The organism is Phytobacter sp. V69 (assembly GCF_965644215.1).
Lineage (GTDB): Bacteria > Pseudomonadota > Gammaproteobacteria > Enterobacterales > Enterobacteriaceae > Phytobacter.
The window spans coordinates 16,192-33,620 of record NZ_CBFFRL010000031.1; the positions used below are offsets into that span (position 1 = coordinate 16,192).

14 protein-coding genes and 2 tRNA genes are annotated in these 17,429 nt (G+C 52.1%); 2 read left to right on the plus strand and 14 right to left on the minus strand.

The genetic code is table 11. The features are described from left to right. Positions 1-54: 54 nt before the first annotated feature. From pnp to ACSZPU_RS06605, 8 genes are all read right to left on the minus strand, one after another. Positions 55-2,190: a polyribonucleotide nucleotidyltransferase gene (pnp, locus tag ACSZPU_RS06570; protein WP_498996746.1), complete on the minus strand. Its 2,136-nt coding sequence runs from the start codon at positions 2,188-2,190 to the stop codon at positions 55-57. A gap of 250 nt (positions 2,191-2,440) precedes the next feature. Beyond that, positions 2,441-2,710, minus strand: coding sequence for a 30S ribosomal protein S15 (gene rpsO, locus ACSZPU_RS06575; protein ID WP_004385056.1), 270 nt, complete (start codon positions 2,708-2,710; stop codon positions 2,441-2,443). Positions 2,711-2,854: 144 nt separating this feature from the next. Further along, entirely contained in the window at positions 2,855-3,802 is a 948-nt protein-coding gene (truB, locus tag ACSZPU_RS06580; RefSeq protein WP_498996750.1) for a tRNA pseudouridine(55) synthase TruB, read from the minus strand. Further along, positions 3,802-4,206, minus strand: a complete 405-nt coding sequence (rbfA, locus tag ACSZPU_RS06585; RefSeq protein ID WP_498996752.1) for a 30S ribosome-binding factor RbfA — start codon at positions 4,204-4,206, stop codon at positions 3,802-3,804. The genes truB and rbfA overlap by 1 nt, the downstream gene beginning before the upstream one ends. 212 nt (positions 4,207-4,418) lie before the next feature. Next, on the minus strand, positions 4,419-7,133 hold the full coding sequence (infB, locus tag ACSZPU_RS06590) for a translation initiation factor IF-2 (RefSeq protein WP_498996754.1): 2,715 nt from the start codon (positions 7,131-7,133) through the stop codon (positions 4,419-4,421). Positions 7,134-7,157: 24 nt separating this feature from the next. Further along, entirely contained in the window at positions 7,158-8,645 is a 1,488-nt protein-coding gene (gene nusA, locus ACSZPU_RS06595) for a transcription termination factor NusA (protein ID WP_498996756.1), read from the minus strand. A 28-nt stretch (positions 8,646-8,673) separates the two neighbouring features. Continuing rightward, positions 8,674-9,126, minus strand: coding sequence for a ribosome maturation factor RimP (gene rimP / locus ACSZPU_RS06600; protein ID WP_498996757.1), 453 nt, complete (start codon positions 9,124-9,126; stop codon positions 8,674-8,676). Positions 9,127-9,334: 208 nt separating this feature from the next. Next, positions 9,335-9,411 (minus strand) — tRNA-Met (locus ACSZPU_RS06605). A 379-nt stretch (positions 9,412-9,790) separates the two neighbouring features. Here ACSZPU_RS06605 and argG point away from each other — a divergent pair. Then, complete coding sequence (gene argG, locus ACSZPU_RS06610) at positions 9,791-11,134, plus strand: argininosuccinate synthase (protein WP_498996759.1); 1,344 nt, start codon at positions 9,791-9,793, stop codon at positions 11,132-11,134. A gap of 204 nt (positions 11,135-11,338) precedes the next feature. Here argG and ACSZPU_RS06615 read toward each other — a convergent pair. The 6 genes from ACSZPU_RS06615 to rlmE all read right to left on the minus strand — a co-directional run bounded on the left by ACSZPU_RS06615 (position 11,339) and on the right by rlmE (position 16,890). Further along, positions 11,339-11,425: transfer RNA gene (locus ACSZPU_RS06615), tRNA-Leu, on the minus strand. A gap of 11 nt (positions 11,426-11,436) precedes the next feature. Continuing rightward, positions 11,437-11,769: a preprotein translocase subunit SecG gene (secG, locus tag ACSZPU_RS06620; RefSeq protein ID WP_498996761.1), complete on the minus strand. Its 333-nt coding sequence runs from the start codon at positions 11,767-11,769 to the stop codon at positions 11,437-11,439. Positions 11,770-11,994: 225 nt separating this feature from the next. Beyond that, positions 11,995-13,332 carry a phosphoglucosamine mutase gene (gene glmM / locus ACSZPU_RS06625; RefSeq protein WP_498996763.1) on the minus strand — a complete coding sequence of 446 codons (1,338 nt, stop codon included), beginning with the start codon at positions 13,330-13,332 and terminating at the stop codon, positions 11,995-11,997. Continuing rightward, the gene (gene folP, locus ACSZPU_RS06630; RefSeq protein WP_498996765.1) at positions 13,325-14,173 is read right to left on the minus strand and encodes a dihydropteroate synthase; all 849 of its coding nucleotides are present in this window, start codon (positions 14,171-14,173) and stop codon (positions 13,325-13,327) included. The genes glmM and folP overlap by 8 nt, the downstream gene beginning before the upstream one ends. A 100-nt stretch (positions 14,174-14,273) precedes the next feature. Beyond that, positions 14,274-16,205 carry an ATP-dependent zinc metalloprotease FtsH gene (ftsH, locus tag ACSZPU_RS06635; protein ID WP_498996767.1) on the minus strand — a complete coding sequence of 644 codons (1,932 nt, stop codon included), beginning with the start codon at positions 16,203-16,205 and terminating at the stop codon, positions 14,274-14,276. A gap of 55 nt (positions 16,206-16,260) precedes the next feature. Further along, positions 16,261-16,890: a 23S rRNA (uridine(2552)-2'-O)-methyltransferase RlmE gene (gene rlmE / locus ACSZPU_RS06640; protein WP_039077471.1), complete on the minus strand. Its 630-nt coding sequence runs from the start codon at positions 16,888-16,890 to the stop codon at positions 16,261-16,263. A gap of 121 nt (positions 16,891-17,011) precedes the next feature. On the opposite strand from rlmE, the gene yhbY reads away from it, so the two are divergent. Continuing rightward, positions 17,012-17,305, plus strand: a complete 294-nt coding sequence (yhbY, locus tag ACSZPU_RS06645; RefSeq protein WP_498996770.1) for a ribosome assembly RNA-binding protein YhbY — start codon at positions 17,012-17,014, stop codon at positions 17,303-17,305. The last annotated feature ends 124 nt before the right edge of the window (positions 17,306-17,429 follow it).

A 17,429-nucleotide genomic window follows, 5' to 3' on the forward strand; every position in this document is an offset into this window, starting at 1 on the left:
ACGGCGTCCTGCCAGATAAATAGCCCCCCGCTTTCGCGGAGGGCAAACACCATTTTACTCGCCCTGCTCTGTTTGCGGCGCTTCCGGCGCAGCTTCAGGCTGGGTTTGTTCAGTGGCTTCTTTGATGCTCAGACGGATACGGCCCTGGCGGTCAACTTCCAGAACTTTAACCGGTACTTCCTGACCCATCTGCAGATAGTCAGTCACTTTCTCTACGCGCTTATCAGCGATCTGAGAGATGTGAACCAGACCTTCTTTACCGCCGCCGATGGCAACGAACGCACCGAAGTCAACGATGCGGGTCACTTTGCCGTTGTAGATACGACCTACTTCGATTTCGGCAGTGATCTCTTCGATACGACGAATAGCGAATTTCGCTTTCTCGCCGTCGGTCGCTGCGATTTTCACGGTGCCGTCATCTTCGATTTCGATGGTGGTGCCGGTCTCTTCGGTCAGCGCACGAATCACAGAGCCACCTTTACCGATGACGTCTTTGATTTTGTCCGGGTTGATCTTAATGGTGTGGATACGCGGTGCGAACTGAGAAATATCGCCGCGCGGCGCGTTAATCGCCTGTTCCATCACGCCCAGGATGTGCAGACGCGCACCTTTAGCCTGGTTCAGCGCAACCTGCATGATCTCTTTGGTGATACCTTCAATTTTGATATCCATCTGCAGTGCAGAGATACCGTCGCGGGAGCCCGCCACTTTGAAGTCCATATCGCCCAGGTGGTCTTCATCGCCCAGAATGTCAGACAGAACAACAAAATTGTCGCCTTCTTTCACCAGACCCATTGCGATACCCGCAACGGCGGCTTTGATCGGCACGCCTGCATCCATCAGTGCCAGAGAAGCACCACACACGGAAGCCATGGAAGAAGAACCGTTAGATTCGGTGATTTCAGAAACCACACGAACGGTGTACGGGAATTTGTCAGCGTCCGGCATTACTGCCAGCACGCCGCGTTTCGCCAGACGACCGTGACCAATTTCACGACGCTTCGGCGAACCGACCATACCGGTTTCCCCTACGGAGTACGGAGGGAAGTTGTAATGGAACAGGAAGCTGTCAGTGCGCTCACCCATCAGTTCATCGATGTTCTGTGCATCACGTGCAGTACCCAGAGTCGCCGTCACCAGCGCCTGAGTTTCACCACGGGTGAACAGGGAAGAACCGTGAGTACGCGGCAGAACGCCAGTACGAACGTCCAGACCACGGATCATGTCTTTTTCACGACCGTCGATACGCGGTTCACCAGCCAGTACGCGGCTACGAACGACGTTTTTCTCGATTGCGTGCAGGATGTCGCCCAGTTCGCCAGCGTCCAGGGTTTCTTCTTCCGCCAGCAGAGTAGCAACGGTTTCAGATTTGATAACGTCAACCAGAGCATAACGCTCTTGTTTGTCAGTCACACGGTAAGCATCGCTCAGACGAGATTCTGCCAGCGCAGCAACGCGAGCATTCAGCGCGTCGTTTGCCGCTTCCGGCTGCCAGTCCCAACGCGGTTTGCCTGCTTCTTTAACCAAGTCATTGATAGCCTGGATAACAACCTGCTGCTGGTCGTGGCCAAATACCACAGCGCCCAGCATCTGGTCTTCACTCAGCAGTTCTGCTTCGGATTCAACCATCAGTACCGCACCTTCGGTACCCGCAACAACCAGATCCAGTTTGCTGGATTTCAGTTCTTCCTGGGTCGGGTTAAGTACGTATTGATCGTTAATGTAACCCACGCGCGCTGCGCCAATCGGGCCATTGAACGGAATACCGGACAGAGACAGTGCTGCGGAAGCACCAATCATAGCAACGATATCCGGGTTAACCTGCGGGTTTACGGAAACCACGGTCGCGATAACCTGAACTTCGTTAACGAAGCCTTCCGGGAACAGCGGACGAACCGGGCGGTCAATCAGACGCGCGATCAGGGTTTCGCCTTCGCTTGGACGACCTTCACGACGGAAGAAGCCACCCGGGATTTTACCAGCAGCGTAGGTACGCTCTTGATAGTTAACAGTTAACGGGAAGAAATCCTGACCCGGTTTAGCTTTTTTCTGACCAACAACGGTAACGAATACCGCGGTGTCATCCATGCTAACCATAACAGCTGCCGTCGCCTGACGTGCCATCATGCCGGTTTCCAGCGTTACGGTGTGCTGGCCGTACTGGAATTTACGAACGATCGGATTAAGCAAAATATTATCCTTTCTTAATCTTGATGAATGACAGCAAACTCCAGGAATGCTGTCGTTTAAACCCGATCTTCCTGCATCCTCGCGACTAATGACAACCCTAACCCAGCTTTCGTGGGTAAAGCCTCTCATTAGCCGCGCGAACCTCTGCAACGAAGATCATTCATAGCAACAATACATTATTGTACTGTTAATTGCTGCCGTCTGGTTGAAAAAAGGGGCCTTACGGCCCCTTTCTTGAAACTCGCAAGACTTAGCGACGCAGACCCAGACGCTCGATCAGCGCGGTGTAGCGTGCAACATCTTTACGTTTCAGGTAGTCGAGCAGTTTACGACGCTGAGAAACCATGCGCAGCAGACCACGACGGCTGTGGTGATCTTTTTTGTGCTCTGCAAAGTGGCCCTGCAGGTGGTTGATCTGTGCAGTCAGCAGTGCAACCTGAACTTCGGTAGAACCGCTGTCGTTTTCGCCACGACCGAACTCAGAAACGATTTTTGCTTTAGCTTCAACGCTTAGAGACATTTTGTACTCCAGTGATAAAAAAATGAAAGGGTGCCGATCTCTAATTCAGCAACCCCGGAATCAATGCCAGATATTGTTAAATAATTGACCTGGCATTAAGCGGCGATATTCTACTCGCAGTGACTGTTTATCGCAAGATGAGGCTTAGGCTGGCGGGTACTCAACCACCAGGCGACGCGGAGCAACACGCCCTTCACCATCCATTTCGCCCATGCCGATAAACTTTGCCTCGTCACCTTCGGTGACACGCACCAGACCTTCCTTCGGCCCATCAGAGGTACTCACCGGATTACCGTTGCGGAAGTAGACCGATGAGGTCAGCGGAAGGTTAACGATTGGGTAGTCCGCTGCCGGGCTATCCATTGGCATTAACAACGGATCAAGCAATTGCGCAGCCGGAATGTCCCGTTTCTCCGCTTGCTCGACAAGCTCATGCAGTTGTTCCAGCGTGACCATCCGCTTAGCGGGATATTTGCTCACCGCCAGACGACGCAGATAAATCACGTGCGCACCACAGCCAAGTTTCTCCCCCAGATCGTCAACAATCGTACGAATATAGGTGCCTTTTGAGCAGTGCACTTCCAGCTCAAGCTCATCACCTTCGTGGCGAATGAACAGAAGCTCATAGACGGTAATAGGTCGGGCTTCACGCGGAACATCAATCCCCTGGCGTGCGTACTCGTACAGTTTTTTGCCCTGATATTTCAGTGCGGAGTACATCGAGGGAATCTGTTGGATATCACCACGAAAAGTCTCCAGCGCGGCATCAAGCTGCCCGGCACTAAAATTGACCAGGCGCTCTTCGACAATTTGACCGTCGGCATCCGAGGTATCGGTGCGCTGACCCAGCTTCGCAATGACGCGGTAGCGTTTGTCAGAATCGAGCAGATACTGGGAGAACTTTGTCGCCTCACCCAGGCAAACCGGCAGCATGCCCGTTGCCAGCGGATCCAGCGCTCCGGTATGACCGGCGCGGTTAGCATTAAAGAGACGCTTAACTTTTTGCAGTACATCATTGCTGGATGCACCTTGTGGTTTATCCAGCAGCAGCACTCCGTGCACATCGCGACCGCGACGACGAGGACGACTCATCAGTCCTCCTTGCTGTCGTCCGTTGGGTTCACACGACGTTCATCGTCATGTTTCACCACGCTGGTGACGAGGTTAGACATACGCATCCCTTCCACCAGTGAGTTGTCGTAGAAAAAGGTCAGTTCCGGCACGATACGCAGGCGCATTGCTTTGCCAAGCAGAGTACGGATGAAACCAGATGCTTCCTGCAGCGCTTTGATGCCCGCTTTAACAGCAGCTTCATCTTTGTCGTTCAGGAAGGTAACGAACACTTTGGCATAGGCCAGATCTCGGGACATTTCCACACCAGAAACGGTGGTCATCATGCCCAGACGAGGATCTTTAATTTCGCGTTGCAGGATGATAGCGATTTCTTTCTGCATCTCCTGGGCAACACGCTGTGGGCGACCAAATTCTTTCGCCATAATAAATTCTCCAGACAAAAAAGGGGCTATAAGCCCCTTTTGAAATTCATGCCGGGTGGCGCTTCGCTTACCCGGCTTACGCAAAACCATCTTCTCAGTATTTTGGGTTGCAACAAGGCAGCAAGAGCATAAGTCCCCGGAAGCATAGATAACTATGTGACCGGGTCGAACGCACGAAGCCAACGCAGTGGCGGCCCGAAAGACGACTAAGATTATGCGATAGTACGTTGGATCTCGATAATCTCGAACACTTCGATCATATCGCCAACGCGAACGTCGTTGTAGTTCTTCACGCCGATACCACATTCCATGCCGTTACGGACTTCGTTAACGTCATCTTTGAAGCGGCGCAGGGATTCCAGCTCGCCTTCATAGATAACAACGTTGTCGCGCAGTACGCGGATTGGGTTATGACGTTTGATGAGACCTTCGGTAACCATACAGCCCGCGATCGCACCGAATTTCGGTGATTTGAACACGTCACGCACTTCTGCCAGACCGATGATCTGCTGTTTCAGCTCCGGAGACAGCATGCCGCTCATCGCTGCTTTCACTTCGTCGATCAGGTTATAGATGACGGAGTAGTAACGCAGATCCAGACCTTCGGCTTCGATCACGCGGCGCGCAGAGGCGTCGGCACGAACGTTAAAGCCAACCAGAATGGCGTTCGAAGCAGTAGCCAGGGTCGCGTCGGTCTCGGTGATACCACCTACACCGGAACCTACGATCTTCACTTTCACTTCGTCGGTAGACAGTTTCAGCAGAGAATCGGAGATCGCTTCCACAGAACCCTGAACGTCCGCTTTCAGAACGACGTTAACTTCGTGGACTTCGCCTTCGGTCATGTTGGCGAACATGTTTTCCAGTTTGGATTTCTGCTGACGTGCCAGTTTGACTTCACGGAATTTGCCCTGACGATACAGTGCAACTTCACGTGCTTTCTTCTCGTCACGTACAACAGTCGCTTCATCACCCGCAGCCGGAACACCGGACAGACCGAGGATTTCAACCGGAATAGACGGACCCGCTTCGGTCACTTCACGACCGAGTTCATCACGCATCGCACGTACGCGGCCATATTCGAAGCCACACAGTACGATGTCGCCTTTGTGCAGAGTACCTTCGCGAACCAGAACGGAAGCAACAGGGCCACGACCTTTATCCAGGAAGGATTCGATCACAACACCGCTCGCCATACCGGTACGGATAGCTTTCAGCTCAAGAACTTCTGCCTGCAGCAGGATAGCATCCAGCAGTTCGTCGATACCGGTACCTGCTTTTGCAGATACGTGGACGAATTGGCTTTCGCCGCCCCACTCTTCCGGCATAACGCCGTACTGGGAAAGTTCATTTTTAACGCGATCTGGATCCGCTTCTGGCTTATCGATTTTGTTGACTGCAACAACAACCGGAACCTGCGCCGCTTTCGCGTGCTGGATAGCTTCGATTGTCTGCGGCATCACGCCATCGTCTGCTGCCACAACCAGAACCACGATATCCGTTGCCTGCGCACCACGTGCACGCATCGCGGTAAACGCGGCGTGGCCCGGGGTATCCAGGAAGGTGATCATACCGTTGTCAGTTTCAACGTGGTAAGCACCGATATGCTGGGTAATACCACCCGCTTCGCCAGAGGCCACTTTCGTTGAACGAATGTAGTCCAGCAGAGAGGTTTTACCGTGGTCAACGTGACCCATGATGGTCACGACCGGCGCACGCGGTTCAGCCGCAGCACCTGTATCACGGTCGCTCATTACCGCTTCTTCCAGCTCGTTTTCACGGCGGAGGATAACTTTGTGGCCCATTTCTTCGGCGACAAGCTGTGCGGTTTCCTGATCGATAACCTGGTTGATGGTGGCCATTGCGCCCAGTTTCATCATCGCTTTGATGACCTGAGAGCCTTTCACTGCCATTTTGTTAGCCAGTTCGCCAACGGTCAGGGTTTCACCGATCACAACATCACGGTTAACGGCTTGAGCAGGCTTCTGGAAGCTCTGTTGCAGCGCAGAACCTTTACGTTGTTTGCCGCCTTTACCACCGCGAATAGCCGCACGGGCTTCTTCACGGTCGGCTTTGCTCTCAGCGTGCTTGTTGCCTTTTTTAGCCGGACGAGCCGCTTTCGTGTTGCGACCACGGCCGCGGCCGCCTTCAACTTCACGATCGCTGTCATCTTCAGCCTGGCGAGCATGCTGAGATGTAGTGACATGATAGTCGCTGCTTTCTTCTTCTTTATCGCTGCTGGCATTCCAACGGCTTTCGTTTTCCTCAGCCATACGACGAGCCTCTTCAGCTACGCGAACCGCATTTTCTTCCAGCTTACGACGAGCCTCTTCTTCCGCTTTGCGCTTAAGATCTTGCGCTTCAGCTTCACGACGGGCTTTTTCACCCTGGGCTGTCCTGGTCATTTCGTCAGTTTGTTGGTTGCTCACTTTGCTATTTTCCGCACCTTCACGTTTTGCCTTATCAGCAGATTCGCGTTTGGCTTTTTCATCTGCTTCACGCTTCGCTCTTTCTTCGGCATCACGTTTGGCTTTTTCCTCGGCTACACGCTTAGCAGCTTCCTCTGCCTCACGACGGGCCTTCTCTTCCGCTTCACGCTGCGCCTCTTCTTCCGCTGCGAGACGTTCTGCCTCTTGTGGATCGCGTTTTACAAAGGTGCGTTTTTTACGGACTTCGATCTGTACCGATTTACTTTTCCCACCGGTACCCTGAATGTTTAATGTGCTACGCGTCTTGCGCTGCAGCGTCAGCTTGTCAGGCGCTGAGCCGTGTTCACGGTTCAGATGCGCTAACAACGTCTGCTTTTCTTGTGCTGTCACTGAATCATCAGCCGACTTGCGGATCCCTGCATCAGCGAATTGCTGTACCAGGCGGTCCACAGAAGTCTGAATCTCAGCGGCCAGCGTTTTTACGGTTACATCTGTCATGCTGTTCCTTCCTGCTACAGTTTATTACGCTTCGCCACCAAACCAGCAAATATTACGTGCGGCCATGATGAGCTCCCCGGCTTTCTCGTCGGTCAAACCATCGATATCGCTCAGGTCATCTACGCCCTGGTCGGCGAGATCTTCCAGCGTACAAACACCGCGGGCTGCCAGTTTAAACGCCAACGCACGGTCCAAACCTTCCAGATTCAGCAGGTCTTCAGCTGGTTCTTTATTACCGATGCTTTCTTCCTGCGCCAGAGCCAGAGTGGTCAGGGCATTTTTCGCGCGTTCACGCAGGGCTTCAACGGTATCTTCATCCAGACCGTCGATTTCCAGCAGCTCTTTCATTGGCACATATGCCAGTTCTTCCAGCGTAGAGAAACCTTCTTCAACCAGAACAGTGGCGAAATCTTCGTCAATGTCGAGGTAGCGAGTGAAGGTGTCGATCGCCGCATGGGCTTCTGCCTGATGCTTAGCCTGCAGGTCTTCAACGGTCATCACGTTGAGTTCCCAGCCGCTCAGCTGCGAAGCCAGACGAACGTTCTGGCCATTACGGCCAATCGCCTGAGCCAGGTTTCCGGCTTCAACGGCGATATCCATGGTGTGCTTGTCTTCATCAACAACGATAGAAGCAACATCAGCAGGTGCCATGGCGTTAATAACGAACTGCGCCGGGTTATCATCCCACAGGACGATATCGATACGCTCGCCGCCCAGCTCGGTTGATACCGCCTGAACACGCGCACCACGCATCCCGACGCACGCACCAACCGGGTCGATACGTTTGTCGTTGGTTTTTACAGCAATTTTTGCACGAGAACCTGGATCGCGAGCCGCCGCTTTGATTTCGATAACTTCTTCACCGATTTCCGGCACTTCAATGCGGAACAGTTCGATCAGCATCTCAGGTTTGGAACGCGTCACGAATAGCTGCGCACCACGTGCTTCTGGACGTACCGCGTAGAGAACGCCGCGAATACGGTCGCCCGGGCGGAAGTTTTCACGCGGCAGCATGTCTTCACGCAGAATGACCGCTTCGGCATTGCTGCCCAGATCAAGCGTGATGTTGTCGCGGTTCACTTTCTTCACCACACCCGTGATGATTTCGCCTTCATGCTCGCGGAACTGGTCAACAACCATCGCACGTTCAGCTTCGCGCACTTTCTGCACGATAACCTGTTTTGCCGTCTGGGTAGTAATACGGTCAAAGGTGACAGATTCAATCTGATCTTCAACGTATCCGCCCACATTGAGACTTTCGTCTTCGTAACGCGCAGCTTCCAGCGTGATTTCTTTAGTCGGCTGGGTCACTTCTTCAACAATCACCCAACGACGGAAAGTATCGAAGTCACCGCTTTTACGATCGATTTCTACGCGAACATCGATCTCTTGCTCGTATTTTTTCTTGGTTGCTGTAGCCAGAGCACTTTCCAGCGCTTCGAAGATTTTTTCACGCGGCAGCGCTTTTTCGTTAGAAACAGCTTCAACAACAGCCAAAATTTCTTTATTCATCGGGGGCCTTTCACCTCAATCCAGACTGTTAAAAGTGGGGGACCAGGTTCGCTTTCTGAATGTTGCTCAATGCGAACACTTCATCTTTACCTTCGACCGTAACGGTGATCATCTCGCCATCGACACCTTTGATAACGCCTTGCCATTTACGACGGTTCTGTACCGCCATGCGCAAGACCAGCGTCACCTCTTCGCCCGTAAAACGTGCGTAGTGTTCCGCTGAGAATAAGGGACGATCAAGGCCTGGTGAGGACACTTCCAGGTTGTAAGCAACGGTAATCGGATCTTCAACGTCCATCACCGCACTGACCTGGTGGCTGACATCGGCACAATCATCAACATTGATGCCATCTTCACTATCAATATAGATGCGCAGTGTAGATGTGCGACCACGCACAAATTCAATACCAACCAGCTCGTAGCCCAGTGCTTCAACCGGTGCTGTGATCATCTCTGTTAATTTTTGCTCTAATGTGGACAAGCCCACCCCCAAGACATAAAAAAAGGGCATAAAGCCCAGTTATTCCGTAGTCAGATAACAAAAAACCCCGATAAATCGGGGCTTTAAATAACTGAACCCTATAGCCGCAACTGCGGCCTGGAGAACCTTCCGGGAGTATTTTTTTCAAATCCAGCGACGAAGGCGTAAAGTCTTCATAGTATATTTGAAAAAGAACACTTAGGGAAAGTGGTTGCGGGGGCCGGATTTGAACCGACGACCTTCGGGTTATGAGCCCGACGAGCTACCAAGCTGCTCCACCCCGCGCCTGAAACGTGGCAAATTCTACTCGATTAGCAGAAGATTTGCAAATAATGCTGGGATTTGGTACCGAAGACGGGACGTATAATCTGCGTTCATTATATTGATAAACATAACTATCTGTCAACCCTGACAAGTTTGCATTTTATGCGCCTGGCCTTGTATTATCAGGCGCGATGGCGGATGCATTTTTAAGCGGCATTCCCAGCCATTATTGCGATGAAAATTGCACTCTTCTCTTCCTGTCATCGCCAAAAAATGTTTAAATGAAAACTCATTTATTTTGCATAACCATTCACTATCGTAACATCCGTGAATGGTGTTAAACATCATGGCGTGGCTGTTAAGTCTCTCACCATAGGTCTATTCAGCAGGGATTTATTTTATGACGACGATTCTCAAGCATCTTCCGGTTGGTCAACGTATTGGTATCGCCTTCTCCGGAGGCCTTGATACCAGCGCGGCACTGCTGTGGATGCGCAAAAAAGGTGCCGTTCCTTACGCATACACTGCGAATCTGGGTCAACCGGACGAGGACGACTATGACGCAATTCCTCGTCGTGCAAAGGAATATGGCGCGGAGAATGCCCGCCTGATCGACTGCCGTAAGCAGCTGGTAGCCGAAGGCATTGCTGCAATTCAATGCGGCGCTTTTCATAACACAACGGGCGGTCTGACCTACTTCAACACCACCCCGCTGGGTCGTGCTGTGACCGGTACGATGCTCGTTGCAGCAATGAAAGAAGACGGCGTGAACATCTGGGGCGACGGCAGTACCTATAAAGGTAACGATATCGAGCGTTTCTATCGTTATGGCCTGTTGACCAACGCCGAACTGCAAATCTACAAACCGTGGCTCGATACTGACTTTATCGATGAACTCGGCGGCCGTCATGAAATGTCTGAATTCATGATTGCCTGCGGCTTCGACTACAAGATGTCCGTGGAAAAAGCATACTCAACCGACTCGAACATGCTCGGCGCAACGCATGAAGCCAAGGATCTCGAATTCCTGAATTCCAGCCTTAAGATCGTCAACCCGATCATGGGCGTTAAGTTCTGGGATGAAAGTGTAAAAATCCCGGCAGAAGAAGTGACCGTGCGTTTTGAGCAGGGTCATCCGGTTGCGCTGAACGGTAAAACCTTCAGCGACGACGTTGAGATGATGCTGGAAGCAAACCGCATCGGCGGTCGTCACGGTCTGGGCATGAGCGACCAGATTGAAAACCGTATCATTGAAGCAAAAAGCCGGGGCATCTATGAAGCCCCGGGGATGGCGCTGCTGCACATTGCGTATGAGCGTCTGCTGACCGGTATTCACAACGAAGACACCATCGAACAATATCACGCACATGGTCGCCAGTTAGGCCGCCTGCTGTATCAGGGTCGTTGGTTCGATTCTCAGGCACTGATGTTGCGTGACGGTCTGCAACGCTGGGTGGCAAGCCAGATTACTGGTGAAGTGACGCTGGAACTGCGTCGCGGTAACGACTACTCCATCCTGAATACCGTATCTGACAACCTGACTTACAAGCCAGAACGTCTGACCATGGAGAAAGGCGATTCCGTATTCTCCCCGGACGATCGTATTGGTCAGTTGACCATGCGTAACCTGGACATCACCGATACCCGTGAAAAACTGTTCGGTTATGCACAGTCCGGCCTGCTTTCCGCCTCTTCTGCGACAGGTCTGCCGCAGGTTGAGAATTTGGAAAATAAAGCAAAGTAAGTGCTGATATAACATGACAAAAGCCGCGAAAGCGGCTTTTTTATGCGCAGAGTTTGGGGCGCATTGCATCGTGTTATTCGGTTGTTCTGCTACCAGACCAGATCGCCGGGCACGCAGTGCGAAATGTCGGGTGGCGGCGCAAAGGCCTAACTACAACATACAGACGAAAAAAAGACGCTTTTCAGCGTCTTTTTTTCGGAATATTGGTACCGAGGATGGGACTCGAACCCACAAGCCCGTTAGGGCACTACCACCTCAAGGTAGCGTGTCTACCAATTCCACCACCTCGGTACGACGACTTCTTATTTCGGGATATCACTGCTCGGCTGTGCCGGTGCTGCTGGCTGAGTCTGCTCAGTTTGAGCCGGAGCACTCAGTCTTTCCCATTCGCTTCCTTTATTGGTTTTATTGGTATTGATGTTGCCCAGCACCAGACTGATGATGAAGAACAGTGTCGCCAACACAGCGGTCATACGGGTCATGAAGTTACCAGAACCACCTGAACCGAACAACGTTGCAGAAGCGCCTGCGCCAAATGAGGCTCCCATATCAGCGCCTTTACCTTGCTGCAGCATGATTAAACCAACAAGGCCAATTGCCACAATAAGGAAAACAACTAAAAGAGCTTCGTACATAATCAACCTGTTCCTTGCGGGGTTGCCGCATGCCAATGCTTCAAACCAATAAAAGTGGGTTGTTAAAGTTTCCCACTGAAGCGGGTGTGAATACTAACCAAAGCGAATCACCTTCGCAAGGCCATTTTAATCGCATTTTATCAAGTGCGGAAAAAAACAGCAAAAACGTCGATACTGCGCAGTAAAAAGACATCAAATGCCGCCTTTTTAGACACTTAAAGACCGTTAAACCGCTTTAACCGCATCGGCGATACGGTTGGCAAAATCAACCACTTGCTCTTCAACCTCACCTTCAACCATGACGCGAATCAGCGGCTCAGTACCGGATTTACGCAACAGCACGCGGCCACGATTGCCCAGCGCAGCTTCAACCTCGGCGGTAACGGATTTAACCTGCTCATTCTCAAGCGGATCAATGTCGCTGGCGGTATAACGCACGTTTACCAGAATCTGCGGGAACATCTTCATTCCGCTGCACAAATCATGCAGGCTCATATGATTACGCACCATTGCCGCCACGACCTGTAAACCCGCCACGATACCGTCACCAGTCGTCGTTTTGTCCAGCAGAATGACGTGGCCTGAGTTTTCTGCGCCGAGACGCCAGCCCTTCTCCTGCAATTTTTCCAGGACATAGCGGTCACCCACTTTCGCGCGGGCAAACGGGATGCCGAGCTGTTTTAACGCCAGCTCCAGCCCCATGTTACTCATCAGCGTACCTACCGCACCGCCGCGTAATTGCCCCTGACGCAGCGCTTCACGAGCAATAATGTAGAGAATCTGGTCGCCATCAACTTTGTTACCTTCGTGGTCAACCATGATCACACGGTCACCGTCGCCATCGAACGCGATACCCAAATCGGCTTTTTCGCTCAGAACACGCTGCTGCAATGCGCGAACATCCGTTGCACCACAGTTCTCATTAATGTTGACGCCATCAGGCTCGCAACCCATGGTGATCACTTTCGCACCCAGCTCACGGAAGACGCTTGGCGCAATGTGGTAAGTGGCACCGTTCGCGCAGTCCACAACGATTTTAAGCGTGTTCAGGCTGAGCTCGTTCGGGAATGTCGCTTTGCAAAATTCGATATAACGGCCTGCGGCATCTACGATACGGCTGGCTTTACCCAGTTCGGCGGAATCGACACAGGTAATGTCTTTTTCCATCTCGGCTTCAATGGCCTCTTCTACCGCATCCGGCAGCTTGGTACCGTCGATAGAAAAGAACTTAATGCCGTTGTCATAGAAGGGGTTGTGCGACGCAGAGATGACGATACCGGCTTCCGCACGAAACGTACGGGTCAGATACGCCACTGCGGGGGTTGGCATTGGCCCGGTAAAAGAAGCAGATAAACCTGCGGCAGCGAGACCCGCTTCCAGTGCGGACTCCAGCATATAGCCGGAAATACGGGTATCTTTGCCAATAATGATTTTACGCGAACCATGACGAGCCAGCACTTTACCCGCCGCCCAGCCTAGCTTGAGCACAAAATCAGGGGTGATTGGCGAATCACCAACGCGACCACGGATGCCATCGGTGCCGAAATATTTACGATTACTCATAGCGTTTGTTTTCCTTCGCTGACAGTGTGGCTTCCACCACCCGCATGGCTTCAACCGTTTCTTTTACATCGTGGACACGAATAATGTGCGCCCCTTGCATTGCAGCAATCACCGCGCACGCCAGGCTGCCACTCAATCTTTCATTCGGGCCAACGTTCAGGAGTTGGCCTACCATCGATTTACGCGACATACCCACCAGCAAAGGCAGGTTAAAATGATGAAACTCCGCCAGGCGGGCGAGGAGCGCGTAGTTGTGTGTGAGATTCTTACCGAAACCAAATCCAGGGTCGAGCAACAATTTCTCTTTTGAGATACCCGCCCGCTCGCAACGTACAATGTGGTCAATAAAGAAGCGATGTACATCCGCAAAGACATCATCATATTTCGGCGCTTCCTGCATGGTCTTAGGCTGGCCCTGCATATGCATCAGACAAACAGGGAGGCCAGTTTCCGCTGCCGCTTCCAGAGCGCCGGGCTCAGTCAACGAACGGATATCATTGATGATGTGCGCCCCCACCCGGGCCGATTCACGGATCACTTCGGGTTTAGACGTGTCGACAGAAATCCAGACTTCAAAGCGCTGCGCTATCGCCTCAACAACCGGAATAACACGCTCCAGCTCTTCTTCCACAGTCACATCTGCAGCCCCAGGTCGGGTTGATTCTCCGCCGACATCAATAATCGTCGCGCCTGCATTGATCATCAGATTGGCATGCCTGACCGCCTCGATCAGCGTGTTATGCGTCCCGCCATCGGAAAAGGAATCCGGCGTCATGTTGAGGATCCCCATCACATGCGGATGAGAGAGATCGAGGAAAGAACCCTGGGCATGCAATTTCATGACGTAAAACCTTTTGAATTTTTGGTTATGCGAAAAAAGAAAAACCCCGGAGCAAGCCCCAGGGTTTCAGCAAACGAACACATCATCGACAATAGAAAACTTACTTATCGCCCAACTGTTCAGACATCGTGTTACCCGGGTTCGGCGTGCGCGGCTCATCGACCGGGCGCGGCGCAGTTGGAGTACCATTGCTGCCAGAATTGTTGGTGCCAGGATCTTCCCAGCCTGCTGGCGGACGCACATCACGGCGGGCCATCAGATCATCGATTTGCGGTGCATCAATGGTTTCATACTTCATCAGCGCATCTTTCATCGCGTGAAGAATATCCATGTTTTCGCCAAGGATTTTACGAGCGCGATCGTAGTTACGTTCAATCAGCGCTTTCACTTCCTGGTCGATAATGCGCGCAGTCTCATCAGACATGTGCTTCGCTTTCGCAACGCTGCGTCCCAGGAATACTTCGCCCTCTTCTTCCGCGTACAGCAGCGGACCGAGTTTGTCGGAGTAGCCCCATTGGGTCACCATGTTACGTGCCAGATTGGTCGCGACTTTGATGTCGTTAGACGCCCCGGTAGAAACCTGATCCACACCGTAGATAATCTCTTCGGCCAGACGACCACCGTACAGTGTGGAAATCTGACTTTCCAGTTTCTGACGGCTCGCGCTGATCGCATCACCTTCCGGCAGGAAGAACGTCACGCCCAGCGCACGACCACGCGGGATAATTGTCACTTTGTGTACCGGGTCATGTGACGGTACCAGACGACCAATAATCGCATGACCAGCTTCATGGTAAGCAGTGGACTCTTTCTGCGCTTCCGTCATCACCATGGAGCGACGTTCCGCACCCATCATGATTTTGTCTTTCGCTTTTTCGAACTCAACCATCGACACAACGCGTTTGTTGCCACGGGCAGCAAACAGCGCTGCTTCGTTCACCAGGTTGGCAAGATCCGCACCAGAGAAGCCCGGTGTACCACGCGCGATAATTGCCGCATCGATGTCCGGAGACAGCGGTACGCGACGCATATGCACTTTCAGGATCTGCTCACGACCGCGAACATCCGGCAGGCCTACGACGACCTGACGGTCGAAACGGCCCGGACGCAGCAGCGCAGGGTCAAGCACGTCAGGACGGTTAGTTGCCGCGATAACGATAATACCTTCGTTACCCTCAAAGCCGTCCATTTCAACCAGCATCTGGTTCAGGGTCTGCTCACGTTCATCATGACCACCACCCAGACCGGCACCACGCTGGCGACCGACGGCGTCGATTTCATCGATGAAGATGATGCACGGTGCCGCTTTTTTGGCTTGTTCGAACATGTCACGCACACGGGATGCACCAACACCGACGAACATTTCCACAAAGTCAGAACCAGAAATCGTAAAGAATGGGACCTTCGCTTCACCCGCGATAGCTTTCGCAAGCAGCGTTTTACCGGTACCCGGAGGGCCGACCATCAGGACGCCTTTCGGGATTTTACCGCCCAGTTTCTGGAAGCGGCTCGGCTCACGCAGGTATTCGACCAGTTCACCCACTTCTTCTTTTGCTTCGTCGCAACCGGCAACATCCGCGAAAGTGGTTTTAATCTGATCTTCGGTGAGCATGCGCGCCTTGCTCTTGCCGAACGACATGGCACCTTTGCCACCTCCGCCCTGCATTTGGCGCATAAAGAATATCCAGACCCCTATCAGCAACAGCATCGGGAACCAGGAAATAAAGATTGAAGCCAGCAGGCTAGGTTCTTCCGGCGGCTCGCCAACCACTTTGACGTTTTTCGTCAGCAGGTTATCAAGCAGTTTCGGATCGTTAACCGGGATGTAAGTCGTGTAACGGTTACTATCTTTCTTGGTAACGTTGATCTCACGTCCGTTGATACGCGCTTCGCGAACCTGGTCCTGATTGACCTCCTGCAGGAAGGTAGAGTAATCCACCTTACGGCCATTAGACTCGCTGGGCCCAAAGCTCTGGAATACTGACATCAGCACAACGGCAATGACCAGCCAGAGTATTAGGTTTTTCGCCATGTCACTCAAGGGATTAACCTCATATTACAACTGTGTTAAAAACAGCGTCAGGTTACTATAGTTTTCGCCCGGTCGCTACAATGTACACTTCTCGTGAACGTGCACGGGAAGAGTCCGGCTTACGAACTTTAACTTTCGTAAACAGAGAGCGAATTTCCCTAAGGTACTCATCGAAACCTTCGCCCTGAAAGACTTTCACAACAAAACCACCACCAGGCGCCAGCACATCCCGGCACATCTGCAGCGCCAGTTCCACCAGGTACATTGAGCGAGGGATATCAACCGCTGGGGTTCCGCTCATGTTTGGTGCCATATCTGACATGACAACTTGTACTTTACTGTCCCCGACTCGATCCAGTAATGCTTTCAGGACTAATTCATCACGAAAGTCACCCTGAAGGAAGTCCACACCAACGATTGGATCCATAGGTAAAAGATCACACGCGATGATACGGCCTGTCCCCCCGATCTGCGTGACCGCATATTGCGACCAGCCACCAGGAGCGGCACCGAGATCGACAACCGTCATTCCCGGCTTAAAAAGTTTGTCACTTTGCTGTATTTCATCAAGTTTAAACCAGGCACGGGAACGCAAGCCTTTTTTCTGCGCCTGTTGAACATATTTATCGCTAAAGTGTTCCTGAAGCCAGCGACTCGAGCTGGCAGAACGCTTCTTACCTGTCATTTCACATTCCGTCTGGGTTCATCGTATACAGCAACGTAAAATTACACGCGGCGATTTGGTGATATATGGGAGATGGCGGTAGAATGACCCGTTTTCAATCCCAACGTAAGCAAAATATACGATGAATCTGAGTACTAAACAAAAACAGCACCTGAAAGGTCTGGCACATCCGCTCAAGCCTGTAGTGATGCTTGGCAACAATGGTTTGACCGAAGGGGTACTGGCCGAGATCGAACAAGCGTTAGAGCACCATGAACTTATCAAGGTCAAAATCGCTTCTGAAGACCGCGAAACTAAGACATTGATCGTGGAAGCTATTGTACGCGAAACCGGCGCCTGTAACGTACAGGTCATCGGTAAAACGCTGGTGCTTTATCGTCCTGCTAAAGAGCGCAAAATCTCGCTGCCGCGCTAAGAATATCCTTAATTGAACACAAAATCTGTGTAAAACGAGGGGTTTTCGCTAGATAGTGTCGTCACGAGGATAAAAATCATTGATAATAGGGCCTTCTAATCAGAAGGCCCTATTATCATGACTA